This is a genomic window from Citrobacter farmeri (assembly GCF_019048065.1).
GTDB classification, from domain to species: domain Bacteria; phylum Pseudomonadota; class Gammaproteobacteria; order Enterobacterales; family Enterobacteriaceae; genus Citrobacter_A; species Citrobacter_A farmeri.
In genome coordinates this window covers 12,624-37,012 of the sequence record NZ_CP077291.1, presented here as the reverse complement: position 1 = coordinate 37,012, position 24,389 = coordinate 12,624, and the positions used below count along the sequence as shown (strand labels likewise).

The window sequence follows — 24,389 nt, the reverse complement described above, 5'->3', positions numbered from 1 at the left end:
CCAACCATTTTACATATTTACACACCACCTCGTTAGTTATCCCGTCTTAAAGTGGAAAACAACATTTAAGAAGCATAACATCAACATTTCATTAACCAATGGAGTGTTGGAATCGTATGTCTGCCGTACTGACTGCTGAGCAAGCCCTGAAGCTCGTGGGCGAAATGTTTGTTTATCACATGCCGTTTAACCGGGCGCTGGGGCTGGAACTGGAACGCTACGAAAAAGAATTTGCTCAACTGGCCTTTAATAATCAGCCGATGATGGTCGGCAACTGGGCGCAGAGCATTCTGCATGGCGGCGTGATCGCCTCTGCTCTGGACGTGGCAGCCGGACTGGTCTGTGTCGGTAGTACCCTGACGCGCCATGAAACCATCAGTGAAGACGAACTGCGCCAGCGTCTGTCCCGCATGGGTACGATTGATCTACGCGTTGACTACCTGCGCCCGGGTCGGGGCAATCGCTTCACCGCCACCAGCAGTCTGCTGCGCGCGGGAAACAAAGTCGCCGTGGCACGAGTGGAATTGCACAACGAAGAGCAGCTTTATATTGCCAGCGCCACCGCCACTTATATGGTGGGGTAAAAACAGGTAAACTGCTGTTACATTTCAGACATGAGTTTTCCCGATGGATGCAAAACAAACGCGGCTGGGCGTGTTACTCGCGCTTGCCGCCTATTTTATTTGGGGGATCGCTCCGGCGTACTTCAAGCTGATTTATTACGTCCCCGCAGATGAAATCCTGACCCATCGCGTGATCTGGTCGTTTTTCTTTATGGTGGCGCTGATCAGCATCAGTCGGCAGTGGTCGAGCGTGAAAGCGCTGCTGCAAACGCCGAAAAAGATCTTCCTGCTGGCGCTCTCGGCGGTACTCGTGGGGGGCAACTGGCTGTTGTTTATCTGGGCGGTCAACAACCACCATATGCTGGAAGCCAGCCTGGGTTACTTTATCAACCCGCTGGTGAACATTGTATTGGGGATGCTTTTCCTTGGTGAACGCTTCCGCCGTATGCAGTGGCTGGCGGTGATTCTGGCGACCTGTGGCGTACTGGTACAACTCTGGACCTTCGGCTCGCTACCCATCATTGCGCTGGGACTGGCCTTCAGCTTTGCTTTTTACGGCCTGGTGCGTAAGAAAATCGCCGTTGAAGCGCAAACCGGTATGCTGATTGAAACGCTCTGGCTACTGCCTGTTGCCGCAATCTACCTGTTCGGTATCGCCGACAGCTCAACCAGCCATATGGGACAAAACCCGATGTCGCTTAACCTGCTGTTGATTGCCGCCGGGGTGGTAACCACGGTTCCGCTGCTGTGCTTTACCGGTGCGGCGACGCGTCTGCGGCTTTCCACGCTGGGTTTCTTCCAGTACATCGGCCCGACGCTGATGTTCCTGCTGGCTGTGATGTTCTACGGGGAAGTACCAGGATCGGATAAGATGGTGACGTTCGCCTTTATCTGGGTCGCGCTGGCGATCTTCGTGACGGATGCGATTTATACGCAGAGACGGGGACGTCGGAGTTAGAGGATTTCCGGATGGCGGCTGCGCCTTATCCGGCCTACGATGATGTACTTTTTGTAGGCCCGGTAAGCGTAGTGCCACCGGGCGGGATCTTACAGCCAGTTCTTGCGCTTAAAGTACAGATATGGTGCCAGTCCCGCGAGTAGCATAAAGATAATCGCGCCCGGATAGCCAAAGCTCCATTTCAGTTCCGGCATGAACTCGAAGTTCATCCCATAACTGGACGCCACCAGCGTCGGCGGTAGGAAAACAACGGAAACCACCGAGAAGATCTTGATGATGCGGTTCTGCTCGATGTTGATAAAGCCCATCGCCGCCTGCATCAGGAAGTTCACTTTCTGGAACAGGGATTCGTTGTGCGGCAGCAGGGATTCGATATCTCGCAGGATCTCGCGCGCCTGTTCCAGTTGTCCGCCCGGCAAGCGAGCTTTGCGGACCAGAAAGTTCAGTGCGCGCTGGGTATCCATCAGACACAGGCGGACTTTCCAGCCGATATCTTCCAGTTCCGCCAGCGTCGAAAGCGCTTCATCGTACTCATCGCCCTGATGACCTTCCATAATTACCCGACTCAGCTCTTCCAGATCGCTGTAGATGTTTTCAATTTCATCCGCCAATTGCTCGATTTTGGTTTCGAACAAATCCAGCAGCAGTTCGTAGGCGTTACCGTCAACCATTGCCTGACTACGGGCGCGCATACGATACAGACGAAACGCGGGTAGCTCACGTTCACGCAGGGTAAACAGGCGGCCATCGCGAATGGTGAATGCCACAGTGGAGTTACCCGCGTGGTCTTCCGCATCTTCGAAGAAGAAAAAGGAGTGGATGTGCAGGCCGTCTTCATCTTCGAAGAAACGGGCGGATGCTTCGATGTCTTCCAGTTCAGGACGGGTCGCCAGACTCTGGCCCAGCTCAGATTGTACGCGCAGTCGCTCGTCGTCGTCCGGCTCGACCAGGTCGACCCATACGGCATCAATCAGGGTTTGTGACTCTTCGACTTCCAGCCGGGTGAGTCGGTTATTTTCCAGTTGAAATGCGCTCAGCATGACCGGGACTCCCAATGCTTAAAAATATCGGACAGTTCGGTGGGCACACAGAAACAATTGGGTTTCAGACCATTAAACAGCCTGACTCAGCGCGACGGGAAAAAGAGAAGGTCGCTGACAACCGCTAAGGCTATCAGCAAAAAGGGATAGCCTTAGGAGTTGATCCTGAATGACAGGATAATGAGCCAGTATCTACTGGGTGTGTCCAAGGCGAATGTCCTCTTAGCGTAATCGTGCGCGCATGTTACGCCAGCAAAAATTTGCCGTCAACACGCAACGAAACGCGAAAAAGTAATAATTTCCCCTTATGCAGAAAGGTTAGCAGAGCGGGAAACTTAAGTGATATTTATCTATAAGTTAGACCGTTTCCAGCTTCGCATACGCGGCGACGAGCCATTTGATTCCCTGTCCCTGGAAGGCCACCTGCAACCGGCTGTGTTCGCCGCTGCCTTCCAGATTCACAATGGTGCCTTCACCAAACTTCGCGTGGCGCACACGCTGGCCCAGCTTATAACCTGTGTCGTTCTCCGCCATCGGCGTCCCCATCCGCTGATGACTCACCGGGCGGCTGATCGTTGCACGCAGACGCACCTCTTCAACGCACTCTTCCGGCAACTCGCCGATGAAGCGCGACGGACGGTGATACACCTCTTTGCCATACAGTCGACGCGTTTCGGCATAGGTTAACGTCAGTTTTTGCATCGCACGGGTCACGCCGACGTAGGCCAGACGGCGCTCTTCTTCAAGGCGTCCGCCCTCATCCAGCGACATCTGACTGGGGAACATTCCCTCTTCCATCCCGACGATAAACACCTGAGGGAACTCCAGCCCCTTCGCCGAGTGCAGCGTCATGAGCTGTACCGCATCCTGCCAGGTATCCGCCTGCCCTTCGCCCGCTTCCAGCGCCGCATGGGAGAGAAATGCCTGCAACGGCATCAGGTCTTCGTCTTCTTCGTTGTAGCTGAACTGGCGCGTCGCCGTCACCAGTTCCTCTAAGTTCTCGATGCGGGTCTGGCCTTTCTCGCCTTTTTCCTGCTCGTACATCATGCGCAGACCAGAGTCTTTAATCACCCGGTCGGTCTGCACATGCAGCGGCATATCGACGGTTTCCTGCGCCAGCGCGTCGATCAATTCCATAAAACGTTGCAGCGCACTGGCGGCACGACCGGCCAGCGCTTTTTCCTGCAACAGTTCGCGACACGCCTGCCACAGCGTGAGCTGGCGATCGCGCGACGCCTGGCGCACCACGTCCAACGTCCGATCGCCAATTCCGCGCGTTGGGGTATTCACCACACGTTCAAAGGCAGCGTCATCATTACGGTTTGCAATCAAACGCAGATAAGAGAGGGCATCTTTGATTTCCTGACGTTCGAAGAAGCGCATGCCACCGTAGATACGGTACGGCATACTGGCCTGTAACAGCGCCTCTTCCAGCACACGCGATTGGGCGTTACTGCGGTAGAGAATGGCGCACTGCTCAAGCGCACCGCCGTTGTCCTGCCAGGTTTTGATCCGGTTGACAACAAAGCGCGCTTCATCCAGTTCGTTAAACGCACAGTAGAGCGAAATCGGCTCGCCTTCGACGCCATCGGTCCAGAGTTTTTTACCCAGACGTCCGTTGTTGTTCTCGATCAGGGCGTTCGCCGCGCTGAGGATATTGCTGGTTGAGCGGTAGTTCTGCTCAAGGCGGATCGTTTGCGCGCCGGGGAAGTCGTTCAGGAAGCGCTGGATGTTCTCTACCTGCGCGCCGCGCCAGCCGTAGATAGACTGGTCGTCATCACCCACGATCATCACTTTGCCGGTATCGCCGGCCAGCAGACGAACCCAGGCATACTGAATGTTGTTGGTATCCTGGAATTCATCCACCAGAATATTGGTGAAACGCTCGCGATAGTGCTGAAGAATATGCGGCTTGTTGAGCCACAACTCATGCGCGCGCAGCAGCAGTTCGGCGAAATCCACCAACCCCGCACGATCGCACGCTTCCTGATAGGCCTGATAAACCTTTTGCCAGGTTTGCTCAATCGGGTTACCGAAACTCTGAATATGATGCGGGCGCAGACCTTCGTCTTTTTGCCCGTTGATGTACCACATCGCCTGACGCGCCGGCCACTGCTTCTCGTCAAGATTCATCGCTTTAATCAGACGCTTAAGCAGGCGCAACTGGTCTTCGCTGTCGAGAATTTGGAAATCCTGCGGCAAATTCGCATCCATGTGATGCGCGCGCAGCAGTCGATGTGCCAGACCGTGGAAGGTACCCACCCACATGCCGCCCTGGCTGGTGCCCATAATCTGACCGATGCGGTGACGCATCTCTGCCGCCGCTTTGTTGGTAAAAGTCACCGCCATAATCGAGTAAGGCGAATTATTTTCTACCGTCAGCAGCCAGGCGATACGGTGTACCAGCACGCGTGTTTTACCACTCCCCGCCCCCGCAAGAACCAGCATGTTGCTACGTGGCGCGGCCACCGCTTCGCGCTGTTTATCATTGAGGCTGTCGAGCAGGTAAGAAACGTCCATTGGCACCGCCGCGTTAGGAATAGATAAACTGCGAAATGCCCGATGGCGCTTCGCTAATCGGGCCTACGTGATCGCAGTCAGCGTAGGGCGGATAAGCGTAGCGCCATCCGCCAAAACCCTGGAATTTTATACAGAACTGCGGGTGATTATATCAGCGAGGTCAAAGATGCCAACTGTGAAATTTCGATATGTGGCAGTAAACGGCTGTCAACGGTGTGCATCAGATCGGCATTTTCTGGTTTGATCCAGCAGGCCTGCAACCCGCTGCGGATCGCCCCGGCAACGTCGGTCGTCAGATCGTCGCCCACGTGCAGGATCTCGCCGATCGGGACATTCAGCTTTTCCGCCGCCAGAAAGTACATATCACTGAACGGTTTTGAGCGTCCGTCCGGACCGGCACGCAGTACAAATTCAAAATAGTCGCCAAGGCCAAACAGTTCCGGCTGCGCATTGCCGTTGGTGATCGCCACCAGCGGCCACTTTTTCGCTAAGGTTTTCAGCGTGTCATGTGTCTCTTGCGGGACATCAACCCGACTGCGCCACTTCGCAAAGTTCATCATCGCGGCGTTCGCACCCGCGACCGCCTCTTCCGCGGAGAGCCCGGCATTCAGCATGGCACGCTCAACGGCGCGATGACGCCAGCGGGTTACATCGTGATAAATTTCCGGTTCCGCTTCCCGTACCGCCTGACGCAGACGTTGCAGATCGGTATTTTGCAGCGTGCTTAACGCCGGGTGGTAGTTTTGCACAAAGGCGAGCGCTTCCTGCTCGGTGCGCTGGATAACCGGACGGTTATCGTAAAGGGTGTCATCGAGATCGAACGTGATCGCCGAGATGGGTCCTGGAGACCGGTAAAAACGCATTATTTCCCCCGTTTGGCGCGCGGATGCGCCGCATCGTACACCGAGGCCAGGTGCTGAAAATCAAGATGAGTATAGATTTGCGTGGTCGAAAGATTGGCGTGACCCAGCAGTTCCTGTACGCCTCGCAGGTCACCGCTCGATTCCAGCATATGCGTAGCAAAGGAGTGACGCAGCTTATGCGGATGCACATGGCTGTTTAACCCCTGCTTAATGCCCCACTCGGCAAAACGCTTTTGCACGTTGCGTGCGGAAATACGGTTACCCAGCTTCGACAGGAACAACGCGTCTTCCTCGCTACCAAACAATCCGCGCAGATCCAGCCAGTGCTCAATCCACGCCACCGCATTGCGGCCGATGGGCAGGCGGCGCTCTTTGCTGCCTTTCCCCATCACCCACACTTCGCCGGTGTCGAGATCCAGATGTTTGATATCCAACCCCACCAGCTCCGACAAACGCAGACCCGCGCCGTACATCACCTCTAACATCGCGCGGTCGCGCACGGCGAGCGGATCGTTAAGGTCGATATCCAGTAGGCGGTTAACGTCATCAACGTCGATATTTTTCGGCAAATGGCGCGGCGCTTTGGGTGCCTGTACCCCTTTCGCCGGATTGGCTTTCAGCTTGCCTTCGCTGACCATCCAGTCGAAGAAGCTACGCAGCGCTGAAAGACGTAGCGCGAGACTCGCAGGCCCAAGCCCTTTACGGCGGCTGCGCACAGCGAAACTGCGTACCATGGCAGCGTCACATTGTTGCCAACTTTGCAGTCCGGCTTCTCCGGCTAAGACAATGATGGCATCAAGCTGACGCTGATAGTTCTTCAGCGTGATGGGGCTAAGCTGACGTTCTACGCCGAGATAGCGCAGAAAGCGGGTGACATCGGTGGTGAAATCCGTCATACGCGTTCAATCCAGCGCTCCAGCAGGTCCGGCATCATCAGCGCAATTTCATGCAGGAGTTGCGTTCCCTGGCCCGTCTGATAGTGATGCATATCGCGGCTGCTGAACAGAATGACACCCAGATCGCCGTCACGTCCCAGCATCGACATCGCCACCGAACCAATCGCCTTCGCCTCCGGAAGCACTACCAGAAGCTCCGGACCATTCAGGGTGCCCAGATAGTGCTGTTCCTGTCCCAATCGCTGTATCCGCAGCGGTTCGAAAGCCTGACGGCTTAACGCCAGATGGGTATAGCTCGACGGCGCGCCAAGACGCCAGCGATCGGGAAACAGGCGCACCGTGGCACCGGCAAGGCCCAGTTCACGCGCCCAGCGATGAAAGCGCATCAACATATCATCCAGACTGGTTGCCGCGACCAGACGTCCCTGCAAATGCAGCAGGCGATAAAACAGGCTTTCGTTCGCATTCGCCTGCGCCATCAGTAATGACATGTTTTCTTCAAGGACGTTGATATGGTTACGCGCACGCGCCATATGCCACTCGACGAGCGAAACGGTGCCCCGCACCGGGTGCGGCACCCGCATCGCTTCCACGGCATGCGCATTGCGGATAAAAAACTCAGGGTTTTTCTGCAGATAGTCGACGACCGCCCGGTCATCGAGTTCCGTAAGCGTTTCCTGTAGTTCTTCCCCTGGTTGCTTCATAGATGGATAAACCCGTCGTAGACATGTGCCGCCGGGCCAGTCATGTATAACGGATGACCCGGACCTTTCCAGGCGATATCAAGGCGACCGCCCGGTAATTCCACGCGGACCTCTTCCGCCAGCAAACCTTGTTGGATGCCGACGGCGACGGCCGCGCATGCGCCGCTCCCACAAGCCTGCGTCTCTCCCGCACCGCGCTCATAAACACGTAAGCGAATATGCTCGCGCTTCACGACCTGCATAAAACCAATATTTGCCCGCTCAGGAAAACGTTCGTGGCTTTCCAGAACCGGTCCCAGCGTTTCCACGGTCGCCGTATCGACATCGTCGACCTGAATCACGCAGTGCGGGTTGCCCATTGAAACCACGCCGCACAATATTGTCTGTTCTGCCGCTCGCATAATATAGGTCTTTTCCGCTTTGTTAGCGCGGAAAGGCACCTGCGACGGCTCAAAGTTGGGTTCGCCCATGTTGACGCGCACCAGTTCATCGTCCGTCACGCTCAGCACCATCCGTCCATTCGCCGTACTGACGCGAATATCACGTTTGTTGGTTAACCCTTTCAGACGCACAAAACGAGCAAAGCAGCGCGCGCCATTCCCGCATTGCGACACTTCGCTGCCGTCGGCGTTAAAAATGCGGTAATGAAAATCCAGCTCAGGATCGTAAGGAGGTTCAACCACCAGCAGTTGATCAAATCCCACCCCCAGATGCCTGTCTGATAAGCGACGGATCAATTCTGGCGAAAAAAAGACATTCTGCGTTACCGCGTCGACGACCATAAAATCGTTGCCAAGGCCATGCATTTTAGAGAATTGCATTATTCACTCCATTCACGCGGGTACAGAAACACACCGTCAGTAGTTCACCTGGGAAGGCCCATCTCCCGTGGCGCGATCGTTTTGATCGGGCGTAGTTGATTGCGTTTGTGTATCAACCGGTTTAGTCGGCGGCGGTGCGTTTTTATCAGCTGGTGGGAAATAGAGCGGCCCTTTAAGGCCACAACCCGTCAGGCTGAACAGAGTGAGAAGAACAGCGAGTGCCTGAAACACGTTTTTCATTATGGATTGCCTGTAAGTTCATACTTTCTGTTTTCTATCATCGCAGGAGAAGGCGTAAAAGCAAGAGTTTGCCTGTAATCTGCAACGCGATTTGTTTCAGGTTATACTGCCGCCATCACGAAAAAACGGGAAACAACAATGAACGACAGTGAATTTCATCGCCTGGCCGATACCCTGTGGATGACCATTGAAGAGCGCCTTGACGACTGGGATGGCGACAGCGATATCGACTGTGAAATCAACGGCGGCGTGCTGACCATTAGCTTTGAAAATGGCAGCAAAATCATTATCAACCGTCAGGAGCCGCTGCACCAGGTGTGGCTGGCAACCAAACAGGGCGGCTACCATTTCGACCTGAAAGGCGACGAATGGATTTGCGACCGAAGCGGAGAAACCTTCTGGGATCTGCTGGAACAGGCGGCTACGCACCAGGCGGGCGAGGAAGTCAGCTTCCGTTAAGTCATATTTGCCGGATGACATCCGGCAAAATTTTTACGAGAAGTACTGCTGCAGCTGCGGCGTATCGTTATCCTGATTGGCTGGCGGAACATTGCCAAGGGACTGTGCGCGGAACGGGATCACCTGTGCGCGCCCTTCCGTGTTGACTATCTGATAGAACTGCGGCAGGTTGAAGTTGATGAAGCTGGAGCCGTAGGTAAAGCGGTCGTGCGATGACGAGTAGAAACGGCTGACATCGCGCACCAGCTCTTCTTTGCTGCCTTCGCAGTGGTGATACACTTCCGCACGATTACTCTCGTCCAGAATATAGATGTTAAAGCCTTTCTCATCGCCAGTCTCTTCAAAGAAGAACTGAATGATTCCCTCACTGGCGAAACCATCCACGACCGACGGCAGTTTCACCTGATTGGTTTCCACCTGAACGGACAGACCATGCAGTTTGTTATGCGATATCGCGCCGTAAAATTCGATGGCGTTTTCCAGCTTCTGTACCGACACGTTCAGGCGTTCAAAGAACAGTCCCCAGGTCTGACCGGAAACACGCAGCGCCTTAAAGCGTCCTGTCTCCTGACGGGTACTGGAAAGACGCAGTTCGATGCACTCTGAAACCAACTGCTGCACGCGGGTACGAATCAAACCGCGCAAATGCTGGCTGTAACAGAACACTTCTACACTGTCCGGCGGCGCGGCATCCTGGTGCATTTTGCCCAGAATCGTTTTCAGCGCTTCGATCATCGCCTGTTCACCGTTGAAATGCAGCGTTCGCACTTCGTTCCACGAGTTGCGATACAGCAGATCTACGCTGCCCACCAGGCAATTTTGTTCTTCACCAAAGCTGAAGACATCCAGCTTACGGAAGTCAAAATGGACTACCTGATTACGGAACGCCGCCGTCGGGTCATATTCGAGATTGACGATGATCGCCAGATGGCGAATTTCACAGGGGCTATAGAGCGCTTTCGGCGTCGGCGCAGGCAGGCGCAACGGGAAGTGATGCGACACATCGGCCACCATCTCCTGCAACTTCGGCAGATCGACGATGCCATTGCCCTTGATAAACAGATGTGTGCGTGAGGTCAGCAGGCCGTTAAACCACGCCCAGGCCACCAGCTTATTCAGATAGCGGTTATATTCCAGCGGCTGATGGCTGACGATGGAATCCATGTTTGGTGCACGGTTGTAGAGATACCAGCCTGAACGGTTGGCACGACCTGGCGGAACATGGATAAAGGTTAAATTGGGTTCAGAGAGGTCTGGCGAAATCTGCGGGTTCACCAGCGTGACTTTGCCCGGCAACGCTTCAAATGCGGCATAGAGCTTACGGGTCAGTACGCCAATATCCTGCGGGCTGGCGCTGACGCTGAGATTATTACGACGTGCAAAGCGGATCAGATTACGGTAGCTCTGCATCATGGCATCGAGCAGTTCGTTGTGCGCTTCACGCACCTGATCGATCTTCCAGTTCGCCCGGTTATCGAGCATGGCCAGGCGGGCGTCATCCCATCCCCACTCGCTCACTAACTGACTGAGCACTTCACGACGCCAGCCCACGCAGGCGCGTTCGCGGCTCAGTTTCTCGCACACTTTTAAATAGAAACATCGGCGCACTAAATCCAGGCGCGTCGGGTCTTCAATCGCCGTGAGGTATTCGGTCACGCGTTCCAGCATCATGCAGTACGGGTCGAGACCAAACGAGACAATCTCACCGTCATGCAGGCGCTGTTTAATGTCTTTCGCCAACAGGCGCGGATTAGGGTATTCCCAGGAATAGGCTTCCAACAGCAGCGTTTTCAGCACCGCTTTGTACGGTGAATCGATACTCTTATACAGTTGCCAGAGGCTGGCACCAAAGTACTCTTCAGCGGAGAGCGAGCTTAAACCGCCCAGATCCAGCCATTCGTTCGGCGTGAGGACACCCTGGGCGTAGAGCGTCATGACGTAGTCGTCGTAATGCTCTTCCTCATCTCCCGGCACCATATTCCACAGAATACGCTTACCGGCGAGGCGCACCGCGGTGCGATAGAATTCATCCAGCAACAGGATATGCTGCGTCGAGCCACAGTCTTCCCCTCCCAGACTGCCGCTTTCATTATGGCGGAAACGGTTTTCATCAATCAGGAAGAAGCTGACTTCCACTCCCAGTGAGGCGGCCCAGGTTTCCAGTAGGCTGCATTTGCGCTGCAAAAGTTGTCGTTCTTCACTGTCGAGCCAGGACTGGTGACACACCCAGATATCCAGATCCGACGAACAGCTTTGTCCGACAGAGGAGGTACTGCCCATAGAGTAAACGCCGGTGATCGGCAGTTCACCTTTTGGCGGATCCTGCGGTGCCAGACCGCGATACAGTTCCAGTTCGTTCAGGTAGTGGCGTTGAGTTTCATCAGGCGTGTAGAAGCAAATGCCTCTGGGAACGTTACCATCGAGGTATCCCGGCATCAGCGGATGGTGATAGTGCAATAATGTCGGCAGAAGACTGTACACCTGCTGGAAAGCAGGGCCCATGGCAGCAAGCGCGCGATCCACACGCAGTTGATTAATGGCATCCAGTCTCTGTTTCAGAGTCTCAATATAGAGGTACAAGACGTATCGCCTGATGTTGCTACCCGTCATGCTGTCGATTGCCGCAGCGCGATCCGCTAATCAACAACCTCCACCATTCGGGATAAACCAAATGACAAAAATAACCGTTACCTTTTACGACCTTTTTTTGTGCGTTCAGTCGAAAAAATGGTCTAAAACGTGATCAATTTAACACCTTGCTCATTGACCGTAAAGAAAGATGCGCTACATACAAGTGTAGCACCAATCGCTTCGCGTAAATTCTGGGGTACGATCTGACGGTTCCTCGTCATTAAATAGTGCCAGCCGCAACGCAGCGCCTTATCCTTGACTTACCTTTGACCGTAACACTGACATCCCACTTGTAAGGATGTTAGGATGAACCACGGACGATAATGACGGTAACAAGCATGTTAGACAATGTTTTAAGAATTGCCACACGCCAAAGCCCCCTTGCGCTCTGGCAGGCACATTATGTCAAAGACGCCCTGATGGCGAACCACCCCGGCCTGGTCGTGGAACTGGTGCCTATGGTGACGCGTGGCGATGTAATTCTTGATACCCCACTGGCGAAAGTAGGCGGTAAAGGCTTGTTCGTAAAAGAGCTGGAAGTTGCGCTGCTTGAGAAACGTGCCGACATCGCAGTGCACTCGATGAAAGATGTTCCAGTCGAATTCCCGGCGGGTCTGGGACTGGTCACAATCTGCGAACGCGAAGATCCGCGCGATGCCTTTGTCTCCAACACTTACAACACCCTTGATGAACTGCCCGCTGGCAGCATCGTGGGAACGTCCAGCTTGCGCCGCCAGTGTCAACTGGCAGAACGCCGCCCGGATCTCGTCATCCGTTCACTGCGAGGCAACGTTGGCACCCGGCTGAGCAAGCTCGATAACGGCGACTACGATGCCATTATCCTGGCCGTTGCCGGTTTAAAACGCCTGGGACTTGAATCGCGCATTCGCACCGCGCTACCGCCGGAAGTGTCGTTGCCGGCCGTGGGGCAAGGTGCTGTTGGCATCGAATGCCGCCTTGATGACAGTCGGACTCAGTCGTTGCTGGCGCCGCTGAATGATGAAATCACCGCACTTCGCGTCAAAGCCGAGCGCGCCATGAATACCCGCCTGGAAGGGGGCTGTCAGGTGCCGATTGGCAGCTATGCTGAAATCATTAACGGTGAGATTTGGCTACGCGCGCTGGTCGGTGCGCCAGACGGTTCGCAAATGGTACGCGGAGAACGCCGTGGCTCGCCCGATCAGGCGGAGCAGATGGGCATTTCGCTGGCCGAGGAGCTACTGGATAACGGTGCGCGCGCCATTCTGACTGAGGTTTATAACGGAGAATCCCCCGCATGAGTATCCTGGTCACCCGCCCGTCTCCCGCAGGGGAAGAGTTAGTGAGCCGTCTGCGCGCACTGGGGCAGGAGGCCTGGAGTTTTCCGCTCATCGAATTTACCCCGGGTCGCGATTTATTGCGCCTGGCCGGGGTGTTTTCGACGATCACCGATAACGATCTGCTCTTTGTGCTGTCACAACACGCGGTCTCTTTTGCCCATGCGCAACTGGAACGCGAAGGGATAAAGTGGCCTGCCGCCGCGCACTATTTTGCTATTGGCCGCACGACTGCTCTGGCACTTCATACCGTCAGCGGATACGACATTCGCTATCCGCAGGATCGGGAAATCAGCGAAGTCTTGCTACAATTACCTGAATTACAAAATATTGCGGGTAAACGTGCGCTGATTTTACGCGGCAACGGCGGTCGGGAGCTGTTAGGTGAAACCCTGACAGCACGCGGAGCTGATGTCATTTTTTATGAATGTTATCAACGCAGTGCTAAACATTACGATGGGGCACAAGAAGCGATGCGCTGGCAGTCGCGCGGCGTGACAACGGTGGTGGTCACCAGCGGGGAAATGCTGCAACAGCTCAACGCGCTGATCCCGCAGTGGTATCGTGAAAACTGGTTACTACGCTGTCGGCTTATCGTCGTCAGCGAGCGTCTGGCGCACCTCGCCCGGGAACTGGGCTGGCAAGATATTAAGGTCGCTGATAACGCCGACAACGATGCGCTACTGCGCGCATTACCATAACTCTCATAATGGGAAGCCATAATGACGGAACAAGAAAAATCCTCCGCCGTGGTTGAAGAGACCAGGGAGGCCGTGGAGACTCAGCCACAGCCAGCCACTCCAGCTACTGCTGAAAAAAAGAGTAAAAACGGCACTGCGCTGATACTGAGTGCGGTGGCGATTGCCATTGCACTGGCAGCAGGCGTTGGGCTCTATGGCTGGGGAAAACAACAGGCGACCACGCAGACAGCAACCAGTGATGCGCTGGCTAATCAACTGACCGCGCTGCAAAAAGCGCAGGAAAGCCAAAAGGCAGAGCTGGAAGGTGTCATTAAACAGCAGGCCGCCCAACTGGAGCAGGCCAACCGCCAGCAAACTGAGCTGGCGAAACAGCTGGATGAAGTCCAACAGAAAGTCGCCACTATCTCCGGTAGCGATGCCAAAACCTGGCTGCTCGCGCAGTCCGATTTCCTGGTCAAACTGGCCGGGCGTAAGCTGTGGAGCGATCAGGATGTCACAACGGCGGCCGCGCTGCTGAAAAGCGCAGATGCCAGTCTCGCGGACATGAACGATCCCAGCCTGATTGCCGCACGCCGGGCAATCACCGATGATATCGCCAGCCTTTCCTCTGTCGCTCAGGTGGATTACGACGGCATCATCCTGAAGATTAACCAGCTTTCTAACCAGATCGATAACCTGCGTCTGGCGGATAACGACAGCGACGGCTCGCCGATGGACTCCGATAGCCCTGAGCTTTCCACTTCGATCGGTGAATGGCGCGTCAATTTGCAAAAAAGCTGGCAGAACTTTATGGACAGCTTTATCACCATCCGCCGCCGCGATGACACCGCCGTGCCTTTGTTAGCGCCGAATCAGGATGTCTATCTGCGGGAAAACATCCGCTCTCGCCTGCTGGTTGCCGCCCAGGCGGTACCGCGCCATCAGGAAGAGACCTACCGTCAGGCGCTGGATAACGTCTCCACCTGGGTACGTGCTTACTACGATACCGACGACGCCACGACGAAAGCGTTCCTTGAAGAAGTGGACAAACTGAGCCAGCAGAGCATCACGATGGACGTACCCGAAACGCTGAAAAGTCAGGCGATCCTCGAAAAACTGATGCAAACCCGCGTGCGCAACCTGCTGGCGCAACCAGCGGCCGCACCGTCTGCAGCGGCACCCGCCACAGCCCCTGCACCTGAAGCACCGCAGGCAGAAACCCCGGCAGCCGCGCCGCAAGGAGAATAATGATGCTAAAAGTATTATTGCTCTTTGTGCTGTTGATCGCGGGGATCGTGATCGGCCCGATGATTGCAGGTCATCAGGGTTACGTCCTGATCCAGACCGACACGTATAACATTGAAACCAGCGTAACAGGTCTGGTTATCATCCTGATCCTTGCGATGGTGGTACTGTTTGCCATCGAATGGCTGCTACGCCGCATCTTCCGTACCGGCGCCCATACGCGCGGCTGGTTTGTTGGCCGAAAACGTCGTCGCGCCCGCAAACAGACCGAACAGGCGCTGTTGAAACTGGCGGAAGGTGACTATCAGCAGGTTGAGAAGCTGATGGCGAAAAATGCCGATCATGCTGAGCAGCCGGTAGTGAACTACCTGCTTGCCGCAGAAGCGGCGCAACAGCGCGGCGATGAAGCCCGTGCGAATCAGCATCTGGAACGTGCGGCAGAACTTGCGGGTAACGACACGATCCCGGTTGAGATTGCGCGCGTCCGCCTGCAGCTGGCGCGCAATGAGAATCATGCCGCGCGCCACGGGGTGGATAAACTGCTGGAGGTGACGCCACGTCATCCGGAAGTATTACGCCTGGCGGAACAGGCCTATATCCGTACCGGTGCCTGGAGTTCGTTGCTGGATATTATCCCGTCAATGGCGAAAGCTAACGTCGGTGATGAAGAACACCGTGCGATGCTGGAACAGCAGGCGTGGATTGGTTTGATGGATCAGGCACGTGCCGATCAGGGCAGCGATGGCCTGCGCGAATGGTGGAAAAACCAGAGCCGTAAAACCCGCCATCAGGTCGCCCTGCAGGTGGCAATGGCCGAGCATCTGATTGAATGCGACGATCACGACATGGCGCAGCAGATAATTATCGATGGCCTGAAGCGTCAATATGACGATCGCCTGGTATTGCCAATTCCGCGTCTGAAAACCAATAACCCGGAACAACTGGAAAAAGTGCTGCGTCAGCAGATCAAGACCGTCGGCGATCGTCCGCTGCTATGGAGCACGCTGGGCCAGTCGCTGATGAAGCACGGCGAATGGCAGGAAGCGACCGTTGCCTTTCGCGCGGCGCTCAAACAACGTCAGGACGCGTACGATTACGCCTGGCTTGCTGACGCGCTCGATCGCCTGCATCAACCGGAAGAAGCGGCCACCATGCGCCGTGACGGCCTGATGCTGACGTTACAAAACACGCCCCCGCAGTAACGCCCTAACGCCCGGTGGCGCTTCGCTTACCGGGCCTACAAATTTCCCCACCGCAGAAATAAAAAAACGCCTGCTCTTTTGGAGCAGGCGTTAAACAGGTCTGTATGACAACATAAATGGGTGCTTCACTCAACGTTATGTCCATGGTGTTTGATGAGGCCGAAGCGACATCTGTCTGTGGACGATAAGCACCGTAAACGGCTCTGCATCATTCCTGAGTTTATGAGGCACTATGGCGAGCATAAGAGATGGAATGAGCATCTACCCGTATATTATTGCACATTGCATGCCAGGATTGCACCGCTAAAAATAAGGATTAAGACATTTCGCGATCCCTGTACTGACGCGGGTTGTCGGCAGCTTTCCGTATATCTACTTGCCGGGAATGCAATGAATTGTCGCTTAGCAGAGACAGATCTCACCCGATATACGAAAGCGCTTAAATATCATAACGTTAATCGTCACCAAATGGCGACAATGGCACACAGAGCGGTCTCAGGGAAGCAACAGAAGAAAAAAGGAAGAAAGCGGATGGTGTAGAAAAAGAAAAACCCCGCCGAAGCGGGGTTCAAAATTGGTCGGCGAGAGAGGATTCGAACCTCCGACCCACTGGTCCCAAACCAGTTGCGCTACCAAGCTGCGCTACTCGCCGATGTACTGCTTTTTTGAATTTTTAGTTCAACTCTTTAAGTCGTGGTGCGAGGGGGGGGACTTGAACCCCCACGTCCGTAAGGACACTAACACCTGAAGCTAGCGCGTCTACCAATTCCGCCACCTTCGCATTTCACAACTTTTAATAATGGGGTGGCTAATGGGATTCGAACCCACGACAACTGGAATCACAATCCAGGGCTCTACCAACTGAGCTATAGCCACCACTACAAATCTTTTTACGCGGTATCGAAACCACCGCAGCTCCAGCACCGGGTGAATGGTGCGCCCGACAGGATTCGAACCTGAGACCTCTGCCTCCGGAGGGCAGCGCTCTATCCAGCTGAGCTACGGGCGCTTAGCGCCGTTGCGGGGGTGGATAATACGGACTTCACACCCCGCTGTCTAGTGCCTTTTTAAATAAAATGCGCGTTTGGTTACGCTTTGCGCGTTTTGTCGCTTATTCCCCCGTTTTCTGGGCGATCCCCTGACGATTGAAGCCAAAAACCTTGTAAACAAGCGTCACGGCACACAGGAAGATGATACCGACAAACAGCGACATACGGGTATCTTCATTAAAGTACATGCCGATCAGTACACAAACCAGGAAGGCCATCGTCAAATAGTTTGCCCACGGGAACAGAATAGAACGGAACGGATGGCTGGCCATCGCCGCTTTATGCGCCCGGCGAAAACGAAGTTGGCTAATCAGGATCACAAACCACGGCACCATCCCCGGCAGTACGCTTGCGCTATACACATAGACGAAGACGCGCTGCGGATTAGGAATGATGTAGTTCAGGCACGAACCGACCAGCAGAATCAGAATCGACAGCGCCACGCCCGCCACCGGAACGCCATGACGGGAGACTTTCGCCATCGCCGCGGGCAGTTGACGGTTTTTCGCCAGCGCGTAGAGCATACGTCCACAGCTGTACATTCCACTGTTACAGCCAGACAGCGCAGCGGTCAGCACGACAAAGTTGATGATCGCCGCGGCGGTGGTGATACCAATTTTGGCAAACGTCAGGACGAACGGACTGCCGTTACTGCCAATTTCGTTCCACGGGAAAATGGTAACGATCACGAAAATCGCGCCCACGTAGAAGATCAGAATACGCCACAGCACTTTACCTACCGCGCTACGCAGCGTGACCTGCGGGTTTTTGGCTTCCCCCGCCGTAATCCCAATCAGCTCTACGCCCTGATAAGAGGCGACGACAATACACAACGCGGTAAGGAAGCCTTTCCAGCCGCCGGCAAAGAAGCCGCCGTGCCCGGTCAGGTTGCCAAAGCCAATCGGCTGACCGCCGTTGCCCAGGCCGAAGAAAATCACGCCCAGACCCACCACAATCATCACGATGATGGTAGTGACTTTAATCATCGCGAACCAGAACTCGATTTCGCCATACAGCCGAACGGCTGCCAGGTTTGCCAGCGCCACCAGTCCAACGGCTATCAGCGCGGGTATCCATTGCGCCATCTCCGGGAACCAGAACTGGACATAGACGCCGATCGCGGTGATTTCCGAGATACCAACCGCCATCCACATAAACCAGTAAGACCACGCGGTGAGATAACCGAAGAACGGACTCATGTAGCGGTGAGCATAAACGGCGAACGAGCCGGCTACTGGCTCCAGGAACAGCATCTCCCCCATTGAGCGCATAATAAAAAAGACGAACAGGCCGGCGACGATATACGCCAGCAACACCGAAGGTCCTGCCCATTTCAGGGTGCTTGCCGCCCCCATAAACAGACCGACGCCAATGGTGCCCCCAAGGGCAATCAATTCGATATGACGAGCCTCCAGCCCACGCTGTAGCTCAGGTTTTTTCTCTGCCATAAATCCTCTTGTCGTGTTTGTTTGCTTTCCGGCATTGCCGGTTATTGTTATGGGTACATCGCTGGGGGCGCATGTTTTCGCAAATTTGGCAAAATGGCAAACGAAGCATTAAAAAAATGCATATTTTGTATAATAACGGAGCAAAAATGCGGCAGTGAGGTAGCGCATGGAGCAGAATGCGCTACCCACATAAGGAAGGGGTTTCAGATATTTCCGCTGTAGTGCCAGCGTAGGTAGCGCAGTAAACGGAGCTGACGAGTAATGCGGCTCGGCTGCGACAGCAGGCGATACAGCCACTCCAGCCCCAGGTTCTGCCACACTTTCGGCGCGCGTTTTACGTGACCAGTGAAGACGTCATAAGTGCCACCGACCCCCATATAGAGCGCATGCGGATGCACCTGTCGGCAATCGCGCATAAAGATTTCCTGTTTCGGCGATCCCATCGCTACGGTAACGATTTTCGCTCCGCTGGCATGGATCTGCTCAAACAGCGCAGAACGCTGCTCCGGCGTAAAATAGCCGTCCTGACTACCCACAATGTTCACCTTCCACTGGGTGCGCAGTTTCGCTTGCGTTTGCGTCAGCACTTCTGGTTTTCCGCCGACCAGGAATACCGGCGTACCTTCCTCGCCCGCACGGGCCATCAACGCTTCCCAGAGATCGGCACCCGCCACGCGAGAAACCTGGGCATTCGGGAATTTTTTGCGTACCGAGCGCACGACGCTGATTCCGTCGGCGTATTTATATTCCGCAGCCTCAATCAGGGTGCGGACTTCCGGGTTATCTTCCGCCGTCAGAACCTTTTCTGCGTTAATCGCCACCAGCGTACCTTGCTTAAGCTGGCCGTCGGCGTAGAGATAGTCCAGCGCATGGTGCATATCTCGCCAACCAATCAACTGGAGCCCACGCAGATCATAAATCGGTGCAGTTGTATTATCAGTCATTGCTATCCTTCAACCTGTTTGTCTGGCAGGGCTCGCAAACGTTTATGGATCAGTCCAGCCCGGTCAAACAGCCAGAACAGAAGTTTTGCCACCAGCAAACAGGCACCAAAAACCACCAGGAAAAAAACAACACGCGAGACAAACGAGTCCAGTCCCTCTCGCGCCAGCACGATCATATTGAAAATCGCACCAAAGCAGAAACTATGCAAAATCGCGGCCTTGTAGCGATTAGTCTCACGATTACCCAGCTCATACAGCCAGTCGAACCATTTGATGATCAATCCCACCACAATGGCCCCCAGCGGGATAAACAGCGCGCCACCCATCACCACCAGCGAACCAATCAGCGTCGGTGAGATCGCCAGACCAGAATGGTTGTTCAGCACTTCCCACGTAAAATAGTTCGCGGTATTCAGCACCACGCTCGGTCGACCCGGCCACAGCCAGGAGGGAATAAAGACGTAGAAATCGCGGGCAATTGGTGCCAGCCCCTGGAACTCAATCTTGTCGTAGTTTTGCAGTAACAGCGCCAGGTTCTCCCACGGGGAAAACGTGTCGCGGGTGAGATAGAGAAACGTATAAAACGCCTCGTCGCCGCTGACGTTCAGCCCGTAGCGCTTCAGCGCCAGCCAGAACATACCGACAATCCCCAGCACCCCCGCCGCCGCCAGCATCCACAGTGAGATCCAGCCGCGAATAATGCCGATGAACAGGAAAATGGCGAAGGCGATGATGATATTGGCGCGGGTACCGCCGACGATCATATACGTCAGCAGGCCAAATGCGACCGTGCTGACCAGGAAGAACAGCCACGCTTTGCTGTCCTGACGCAGGAAATAGACCACCAGCATTGCCGGGATGAAGAAATAAAAGAAGCGTTTTAGCGCCACGCCGGAAACTTCACTGGAAAAAATCTGGCTGTACGACTGCAGGCGAAACAGCAAAAAGCCGTTGTGCATGAAGAAGATACCCACGCTGATGAGCGCAATCCCCATCAGAATCACCCAGGTAAGATGGGTTTCCACCCGATTCATGGTGAACAGCGGTTTGCGCGGCGCATCCGCAACCCGTTTGCGTAAGCGGGTCTTATAGGTCACATAGTAGATCGCGTAGAAACAGGCGGCGGAAAGCAGCGCCTGTAGCAGGATTTCCGGCGGTGCGACAGCGACGTCGAAGCGGAATGTCAGCACGCTGGTTAGCGGAAAGCCAAAAAAGAAGGTCAGCAAAAAAAGCAGTGAGAAAAACACGTTGAAATTGAAGCGCACGCGGCGAAATTCAAACCAGGTCAGCGTGGCGATAAACAACGTAGAGAGGAGCCAGACGACAAACAGGCCGCTGAACTGCATGAGGCTCATAGCGCCTCCCCTGCGGCGATCTGCAATGCGTGATGCCAGGGCTGCACGTAGTTCGGGCTAAAGAAAGTAATGGCCTTTTTATCCACGGATGCCAGTTGGCGCTGCGCTTCGCGCACCACCTGTTCGTTCAACTCGTCGCTGGTGAAGAGCACCGGCAGATGTTGCTCCACCATGTCCTGCCAGAACGGATTCTCGCGGTTTAGTACACAGGGCACTCCCACCTGAATCAGCAAGCATAAGGTGCCAATTCCCTGCTGACGGGCAAAAATAAAGTACCCGAGATCGCACTGACGAAGCAGCGCCAGATAGTCGTCGAACGCCAGCTTGTCGCTGAGGATCTGCAGGTTATCCGCGCTGAACAAGCTCAGACCCGCCTGGCGGACTTGGGCGATATACGCCTCGTTATTCGCCGGATAGCCCATCGGCACAACCACGTTTACCGTGTCGCCAAACTGCTGATGAACCGCCCGCAGCGCAGCAATATGTTCGTTACTGCGATCGCCAGAGTTGCCCACCAGAATGGTCATTTTTCCGCTGCGTTGACGAAAATTCACCATATTGTTGAGCGAGGGATCCATTCGCGTTGGGAAATAGAGCAGCTCACCCGGCACGCGCGGGTGCTGTTGAGCGAAATAGTTCAGATCGCCACGGGTGGCAAAAACGCCCCCGACACGGCTTTGCGCCAGGCGGCGAATCGGATAAAACAGTTTGAATTTCAGGCCACTGGAGACTTCATATAGATCCGCCCCCCAGATGTGCCAGTAAAACTGGCTGGGCTTGATTCCCCCGCTCAGTAATGCCAGCCACAGCGCCGTATTAAACTGACCGTGGAAGAAGAAACGCTGTTGTCTGTTTGCTTTGGCTTGTGCAATCACCGCCTCCGCCAGCGATTTTTTACCGCTGAAGAAACGAATGGAGAGCGCCGGGCAGCTTTCCGTTAGCCCGGTATCCTGACCGGCAACCATGAAGACACGGGCATGCTCGCTGGTCGATGCCAGCGTATCGTTGAAAAACCGCAGCACGGTTTGATTATGGTGAGGGATATCCGATCCCAGTACGTGAATCAGTACAGTCATGCCCGCCTACGCCAGAGTAAAAATACGCAACAACACAGAGAGAAATAGACGACGTACGTGGCCATATAAGCCTGTGCCGCACCCAGCGCGCCGTGTGCCGGGATCAGCCAATGCGCAAATGCCGTCAGTAAAATGAACTGGCTGATTTCAGCCAAAATATAAAACCGCAGTGACGCTTTGGCGATCACCAGATAACCGAAGACATACGCCCCGACTTTCAGCACATCTCCGATTAACTGCCAGGCAAACAGATCGCGCATGGCGGTGAATTTCTCAGAGAACAACAACCAGATAGCAAAATCACGCAGTAGCCAGACGGTGAAACTCGCGGCGGCCACCGCTGGCAGAACAAACTTCAGGGACTTCACGACTTCTCGCGTGATATCCCGCTTTTCGGTGAGACGCGACAGCGTCGGTAACAGGTAGACGCTGAACGAAGCGGTAATAAATTGTAGATAAGCATCCGAGATACTGCTCACCCCTTGCCAGATCCCGACGTCATCCCAACTATAATGCGCAGCCAGCAGGTTTCGCATCATCACATATGCCACGGGCAGCGTGACGGAGGTGATCAGCGCCATCAGGGTAAATTTGCTGAGTTGCCCCGCCAGCCCCTTATCCCATGACGGTTGCAGATAGCGCAGCGGGATCGTCCCGCGTTTCATCAACATGGCAGCCGCAGGGATCACCACCAGCGCTGGCACCAGCGCCAGACCGAGGAGCGCGCCTTCATAGCCCCCCAATCGGTAACAGCCATAGTAGGCAACAACGCCCACCAGGCTGCCGACAATCAGTGACAGCGCATTTCCCGCCGCATCACGAAATCCTTTCATTAACGCCAGCAGCAGGTTGGCCCAGGCAATCCCCATCTGCACCAGCGCCACTAAGCGCACCAGCCCCTGATACTGAGTATGGCCGAACAGTCCCTGGCTAATCGGTGCCGCTGCGAGCAGAAACACCAGCGCCAGCAGCGTCGAAAAACCCAGCACCATTGCCGAAGACGTCCCGACAACTCGCCGCAGTTGTTCCGGATTATCATGGGACTGCGCAACGTATTTGGTGACGCCATTGAAAATGCCGGCCCCCGCCAGGACACCGAGTACGGTGACCATCTGACGGAAGTTTCCTGCCTGACCAACGCCAGCCGGACCGAAAGACACCGCCAGCAACTTAACGACCAGTAACCCCGCGCCAATTTTGACCAGCGTGCTGGTCGCCGTCCACAAGGACGCTTTCGCAAGCGACATATCAGGCGAAATAGTTGAGCAATGTCGTAATCACCGTACGCTGATTCACTGCCGACAGGTTATAAAACAGCGGCAGGCGCAGCAGGCGCTCACTCTCTTTGGTGGTGTAGCGATCCTCACCGGAAAATTCACCAAACTTGTCGCCAGCCGGGCTGTCATGTAGCGGAATGTAATGGAACACCGCCATAATTTCAGCTTCTTTCAGAAAGTTAATCAGTGCATTACGATCGTCTATGTCGCGCAGCTTGATATAAAACATATGGGCGTTCTGTTTACAGTCATCCGGAATGGAAGGCAGTTCAATTCTGCCGGCTCGCGCCAGCGGTGCGAAGGCATCGTAGTAGGTCTGCCATAGCGCCAGACGCTGCTGATTAATACGGTCCGCCGCTTCCAGTTGCGCCCAGAGATAGGCAGCCTGTAGATCGGACATCAAATAGCTGGAACCAATGTCGCGCCAGGTATATTTGTCGACCTGGCCGCGGAAGAACTGGCTGCGGTTAGTGCCCTTTTCGCGAATGATTTCCGCACGCTCGATAAGGCTGCGATCGTTAATCAGCGTCGCGCCGCCTTCACCACCCGCAGTGTAGTTTTTCGTTTCATGGAAGCTGAAGCAGCCGATGTGGCCTATCGTTCCCAGCGCTCGGCCTTTGTAAGTCGACATTACGCCCTGCGCAGCATCTTCCACTACAAACAGGTTGTACTTATCCGCCAGCGCCATGATGGTGTCCATCTCACAGGCGACACCCGCGTAATGCACAGGCACAATCGCCCGCGTTTTTTCGGTGATCGCCGCTTCAATGCGCGTTTCGTCGATGTTCATGGTATCCGGACGGATATCCACAAAGACGATTTTGGCGCCGCGCAGCACAAACGCATTTGCTGTCGAGACGAAGGTGAAACTCGGCATGATCACTTCATCACCCGGCTGAATATCCAGCAGCAGTGCCGCCATCTCCAGGGAGGCGGTACAGGAAGGCGTCAGCAGCACCTTCGCACTGCCAAAACGTTGCTCCAGCCACTGCTGACAACGACGGGTAAAACCGCCATCGCCGCACAGTTTGCCGCTGCCCATCGCGGACTGCATATAGTCGAGTTCGGTTCCCACCACCGGCGGTGCGTTAAACGGAATCAT

Annotated in this window: 22 protein-coding genes and 4 tRNA genes; 7 read left to right on the top strand and 19 right to left on the bottom strand. The window is 55.0% G+C overall.

Annotation, left to right across the window (positions count from 1 at the left end; all coding sequences use genetic code 11):
* The first annotated feature begins 116 nt into the window (after window positions 1-116).
* Together yigI and rarD are read left to right on the top strand one after the other, a co-directional pair.
* Window positions 117-584, top strand: a complete 468-nt coding sequence (gene yigI, locus I6L53_RS00195; protein ID WP_042292767.1) for an acyl-CoA thioesterase YigI — start codon at window positions 117-119, stop codon at window positions 582-584.
* Window positions 585-627: 43 nt separating this feature from the next.
* Window positions 628-1,521, top strand: coding sequence for an EamA family transporter RarD (rarD, locus tag I6L53_RS00190; protein WP_042326127.1), 894 nt, complete (start codon window positions 628-630; stop codon window positions 1,519-1,521).
* Between the two features lie 89 nt (window positions 1,522-1,610).
* Here rarD and corA read toward each other — a convergent pair whose 3' ends face one another.
* The 8 genes from corA to lptM all read right to left on the bottom strand — a co-directional run bounded on the left by corA (window position 1,611) and on the right by lptM (window position 8,605).
* Window positions 1,611-2,561 carry a magnesium/cobalt transporter CorA gene (gene corA / locus I6L53_RS00185; RefSeq protein WP_042326126.1) on the bottom strand — a complete coding sequence of 317 codons (951 nt, stop codon included), beginning with the start codon at window positions 2,559-2,561 and terminating at the stop codon, window positions 1,611-1,613.
* Window positions 2,562-2,713: 152 nt separating this feature from the next.
* Window positions 2,714-2,770, bottom strand: coding sequence for a YsgD/CorL family protein (gene ysgD / locus I6L53_RS00180; RefSeq protein ID WP_217124969.1), 57 nt, complete (start codon window positions 2,768-2,770; stop codon window positions 2,714-2,716).
* Between the two features lie 148 nt (window positions 2,771-2,918).
* Window positions 2,919-5,081, bottom strand: a complete 2,163-nt coding sequence (gene uvrD, locus I6L53_RS00175; RefSeq protein WP_042326124.1) for a DNA helicase II — start codon at window positions 5,079-5,081, stop codon at window positions 2,919-2,921.
* A gap of 146 nt (window positions 5,082-5,227) precedes the next feature.
* Window positions 5,228-5,944 carry a 5-amino-6-(5-phospho-D-ribitylamino)uracil phosphatase YigB gene (gene yigB / locus I6L53_RS00170; protein ID WP_042326122.1) on the bottom strand — a complete coding sequence of 239 codons (717 nt, stop codon included), beginning with the start codon at window positions 5,942-5,944 and terminating at the stop codon, window positions 5,228-5,230.
* Entirely contained in the window at window positions 5,944-6,840 is an 897-nt protein-coding gene (gene xerC / locus I6L53_RS00165) for a tyrosine recombinase XerC (RefSeq protein WP_042326120.1), read from the bottom strand. Before xerC ends, yigB begins: the two co-directional genes overlap by 1 nt.
* The gene (locus tag I6L53_RS00160; RefSeq protein WP_042326117.1) at window positions 6,837-7,544 is read right to left on the bottom strand and encodes a DUF484 domain-containing protein; all 708 of its coding nucleotides are present in this window, start codon (window positions 7,542-7,544) and stop codon (window positions 6,837-6,839) included. Before I6L53_RS00160 ends, xerC begins: the two co-directional genes overlap by 4 nt.
* Complete coding sequence (dapF, locus tag I6L53_RS00155; protein ID WP_042326115.1) at window positions 7,541-8,365, bottom strand: diaminopimelate epimerase; 825 nt, start codon at window positions 8,363-8,365, stop codon at window positions 7,541-7,543. Before dapF ends, I6L53_RS00160 begins: the two co-directional genes overlap by 4 nt.
* A gap of 36 nt (window positions 8,366-8,401) precedes the next feature.
* Entirely contained in the window at window positions 8,402-8,605 is a 204-nt protein-coding gene (gene lptM, locus I6L53_RS00150; RefSeq protein WP_042326113.1) for an LPS translocon maturation chaperone LptM, read from the bottom strand.
* 138 nt (window positions 8,606-8,743) lie between these two features.
* On the opposite strand from lptM, the gene cyaY reads away from it, so the two are divergent.
* The gene (gene cyaY, locus I6L53_RS00145; RefSeq protein ID WP_042326111.1) at window positions 8,744-9,064 is read left to right on the top strand and encodes an iron donor protein CyaY; all 321 of its coding nucleotides are present in this window, start codon (window positions 8,744-8,746) and stop codon (window positions 9,062-9,064) included.
* 33 nt (window positions 9,065-9,097) lie between these two features.
* On the opposite strand, the gene cyaA is transcribed toward cyaY, so the two are convergent.
* Window positions 9,098-11,644 (bottom strand): class I adenylate cyclase, encoded by a 2,547-nt coding sequence (cyaA, locus tag I6L53_RS00140; RefSeq protein ID WP_042326109.1) that lies wholly within the window; start codon window positions 11,642-11,644, stop codon window positions 9,098-9,100.
* Window positions 11,645-12,033: 389 nt separating this feature from the next.
* Here cyaA and hemC point away from each other — a divergent pair, with 389 nt between their 5' ends.
* From hemC to hemY, 4 genes are read left to right on the top strand one after another with little or no spacing between them, the layout of a single operon-like run.
* A complete protein-coding gene (gene hemC, locus I6L53_RS00135; protein ID WP_042326107.1) occupies window positions 12,034-12,975 on the top strand; it encodes a hydroxymethylbilane synthase in 942 nt (313 codons plus the stop codon).
* Window positions 12,972-13,712 carry a uroporphyrinogen-III synthase gene (hemD, locus tag I6L53_RS00130; RefSeq protein ID WP_042326105.1) on the top strand — a complete coding sequence of 247 codons (741 nt, stop codon included), beginning with the start codon at window positions 12,972-12,974 and terminating at the stop codon, window positions 13,710-13,712. The genes hemC and hemD overlap by 4 nt, the downstream gene beginning before the upstream one ends.
* A 21-nt stretch (window positions 13,713-13,733) precedes the next feature.
* Window positions 13,734-14,939 carry a uroporphyrinogen-III C-methyltransferase gene (hemX, locus tag I6L53_RS00125; RefSeq protein ID WP_042326103.1) on the top strand — a complete coding sequence of 402 codons (1,206 nt, stop codon included), beginning with the start codon at window positions 13,734-13,736 and terminating at the stop codon, window positions 14,937-14,939.
* Window positions 14,940-14,941: 2 nt separating this feature from the next.
* The gene (gene hemY / locus I6L53_RS00120; protein WP_042326101.1) at window positions 14,942-16,138 is read left to right on the top strand and encodes a protoheme IX biogenesis protein HemY; all 1,197 of its coding nucleotides are present in this window, start codon (window positions 14,942-14,944) and stop codon (window positions 16,136-16,138) included.
* A gap of 575 nt (window positions 16,139-16,713) precedes the next feature.
* On the opposite strand, the gene I6L53_RS00115 is transcribed toward hemY, so the two are convergent.
* The 10 genes from I6L53_RS00115 to rffA all read right to left on the bottom strand — a co-directional run bounded on the left by I6L53_RS00115 (window position 16,714) and on the right by rffA (window position 24,389).
* Window positions 16,714-16,790 (bottom strand) — tRNA-Pro (locus tag I6L53_RS00115).
* Window positions 16,791-16,832: 42 nt separating this feature from the next.
* Window positions 16,833-16,919, bottom strand: a tRNA-Leu gene (locus I6L53_RS00110).
* A gap of 19 nt (window positions 16,920-16,938) precedes the next feature.
* Window positions 16,939-17,014: transfer RNA gene (locus I6L53_RS00105), tRNA-His, on the bottom strand.
* A 56-nt stretch (window positions 17,015-17,070) separates the two neighbouring features.
* Window positions 17,071-17,147, bottom strand: a tRNA-Arg gene (locus I6L53_RS00100).
* A 102-nt stretch (window positions 17,148-17,249) separates the two neighbouring features.
* Window positions 17,250-18,635 (bottom strand): bifunctional threonine/serine APC transporter ThrP, encoded by a 1,386-nt coding sequence (thrP, locus tag I6L53_RS00095; protein WP_042326097.1) that lies wholly within the window; start codon window positions 18,633-18,635, stop codon window positions 17,250-17,252.
* A 203-nt stretch (window positions 18,636-18,838) separates the two neighbouring features.
* Window positions 18,839-19,579 carry a lipopolysaccharide N-acetylmannosaminouronosyltransferase gene (gene wecG, locus I6L53_RS00090; RefSeq protein ID WP_042326095.1) on the bottom strand — a complete coding sequence of 247 codons (741 nt, stop codon included), beginning with the start codon at window positions 19,577-19,579 and terminating at the stop codon, window positions 18,839-18,841.
* 2 nt (window positions 19,580-19,581) lie between these two features.
* On the bottom strand, window positions 19,582-20,934 hold the full coding sequence (gene wzyE, locus I6L53_RS00085; RefSeq protein ID WP_042326093.1) for an ECA oligosaccharide polymerase: 1,353 nt from the start codon (window positions 20,932-20,934) through the stop codon (window positions 19,582-19,584).
* The gene (locus I6L53_RS00080) at window positions 20,931-22,010 is read right to left on the bottom strand and encodes a TDP-N-acetylfucosamine:lipid II N-acetylfucosaminyltransferase (protein ID WP_042326090.1); all 1,080 of its coding nucleotides are present in this window, start codon (window positions 22,008-22,010) and stop codon (window positions 20,931-20,933) included. Before I6L53_RS00080 ends, wzyE begins: the two co-directional genes overlap by 4 nt.
* Window positions 22,007-23,257 (bottom strand): lipid III flippase WzxE, encoded by a 1,251-nt coding sequence (gene wzxE / locus I6L53_RS00075; protein ID WP_042326089.1) that lies wholly within the window; start codon window positions 23,255-23,257, stop codon window positions 22,007-22,009. The genes I6L53_RS00080 and wzxE overlap by 4 nt, the downstream gene beginning before the upstream one ends.
* Before the next feature lies 1 nt (window position 23,258).
* Complete coding sequence (gene rffA, locus I6L53_RS00070) at window positions 23,259-24,389, bottom strand: dTDP-4-amino-4,6-dideoxygalactose transaminase (RefSeq protein ID WP_042326087.1); 1,131 nt, start codon at window positions 24,387-24,389, stop codon at window positions 23,259-23,261.

Coding starts and splice junctions, on each gene's coding strand:
- yigI (WP_042292767.1), top strand. CDS start 117: ATGTCTGCCGTACTGACTGCTGAGCAAGCCCTGAAGCTCGTGGGCGAA.
- rarD (WP_042326127.1), top strand. CDS start 628: ATGGATGCAAAACAAACGCGGCTGGGCGTGTTACTCGCGCTTGCCGCC.
- corA (WP_042326126.1), bottom strand. CDS start 2,561: ATGCTGAGCGCATTTCAACTGGAAAATAACCGACTCACCCGGCTGGAA.
- uvrD (WP_042326124.1), bottom strand. CDS start 5,081: ATGGACGTTTCTTACCTGCTCGACAGCCTCAATGATAAACAGCGCGAA.
- yigB (WP_042326122.1), bottom strand. CDS start 5,944: ATGCGTTTTTACCGGTCTCCAGGACCCATCTCGGCGATCACGTTCGAT.
- xerC (WP_042326120.1), bottom strand. CDS start 6,840: ATGACGGATTTCACCACCGATGTCACCCGCTTTCTGCGCTATCTCGGC.
- I6L53_RS00160 (WP_042326117.1), bottom strand. CDS start 7,544: ATGAAGCAACCAGGGGAAGAACTACAGGAAACGCTTACGGAACTCGAT.
- dapF (WP_042326115.1), bottom strand. CDS start 8,365: ATGCAATTCTCTAAAATGCATGGCCTTGGCAACGATTTTATGGTCGTC.
- lptM (WP_042326113.1), bottom strand. CDS start 8,605: ATGAAAAACGTGTTTCAGGCACTCGCTGTTCTTCTCACTCTGTTCAGC.
- cyaY (WP_042326111.1), top strand. CDS start 8,744: ATGAACGACAGTGAATTTCATCGCCTGGCCGATACCCTGTGGATGACC.
- hemC (WP_042326107.1), top strand. CDS start 12,034: ATGTTAGACAATGTTTTAAGAATTGCCACACGCCAAAGCCCCCTTGCG.
- hemD (WP_042326105.1), top strand. CDS start 12,972: ATGAGTATCCTGGTCACCCGCCCGTCTCCCGCAGGGGAAGAGTTAGTG.
- hemX (WP_042326103.1), top strand. CDS start 13,734: ATGACGGAACAAGAAAAATCCTCCGCCGTGGTTGAAGAGACCAGGGAG.
- hemY (WP_042326101.1), top strand. CDS start 14,942: ATGCTAAAAGTATTATTGCTCTTTGTGCTGTTGATCGCGGGGATCGTG.
- thrP (WP_042326097.1), bottom strand. CDS start 18,635: ATGGCAGAGAAAAAACCTGAGCTACAGCGTGGGCTGGAGGCTCGTCAT.
- wecG (WP_042326095.1), bottom strand. CDS start 19,579: ATGACTGATAATACAACTGCACCGATTTATGATCTGCGTGGGCTCCAG.
- wzyE (WP_042326093.1), bottom strand. CDS start 20,934: ATGAGCCTCATGCAGTTCAGCGGCCTGTTTGTCGTCTGGCTCCTCTCT.
- I6L53_RS00080 (WP_042326090.1), bottom strand. CDS start 22,010: ATGACTGTACTGATTCACGTACTGGGATCGGATATCCCTCACCATAAT.
- wzxE (WP_042326089.1), bottom strand. CDS start 23,257: ATGTCGCTTGCGAAAGCGTCCTTGTGGACGGCGACCAGCACGCTGGTC.
- rffA (WP_042326087.1), bottom strand. CDS start 24,389: ATGATTCCGTTTAACGCACCGCCGGTGGTGGGAACCGAACTCGACTAT.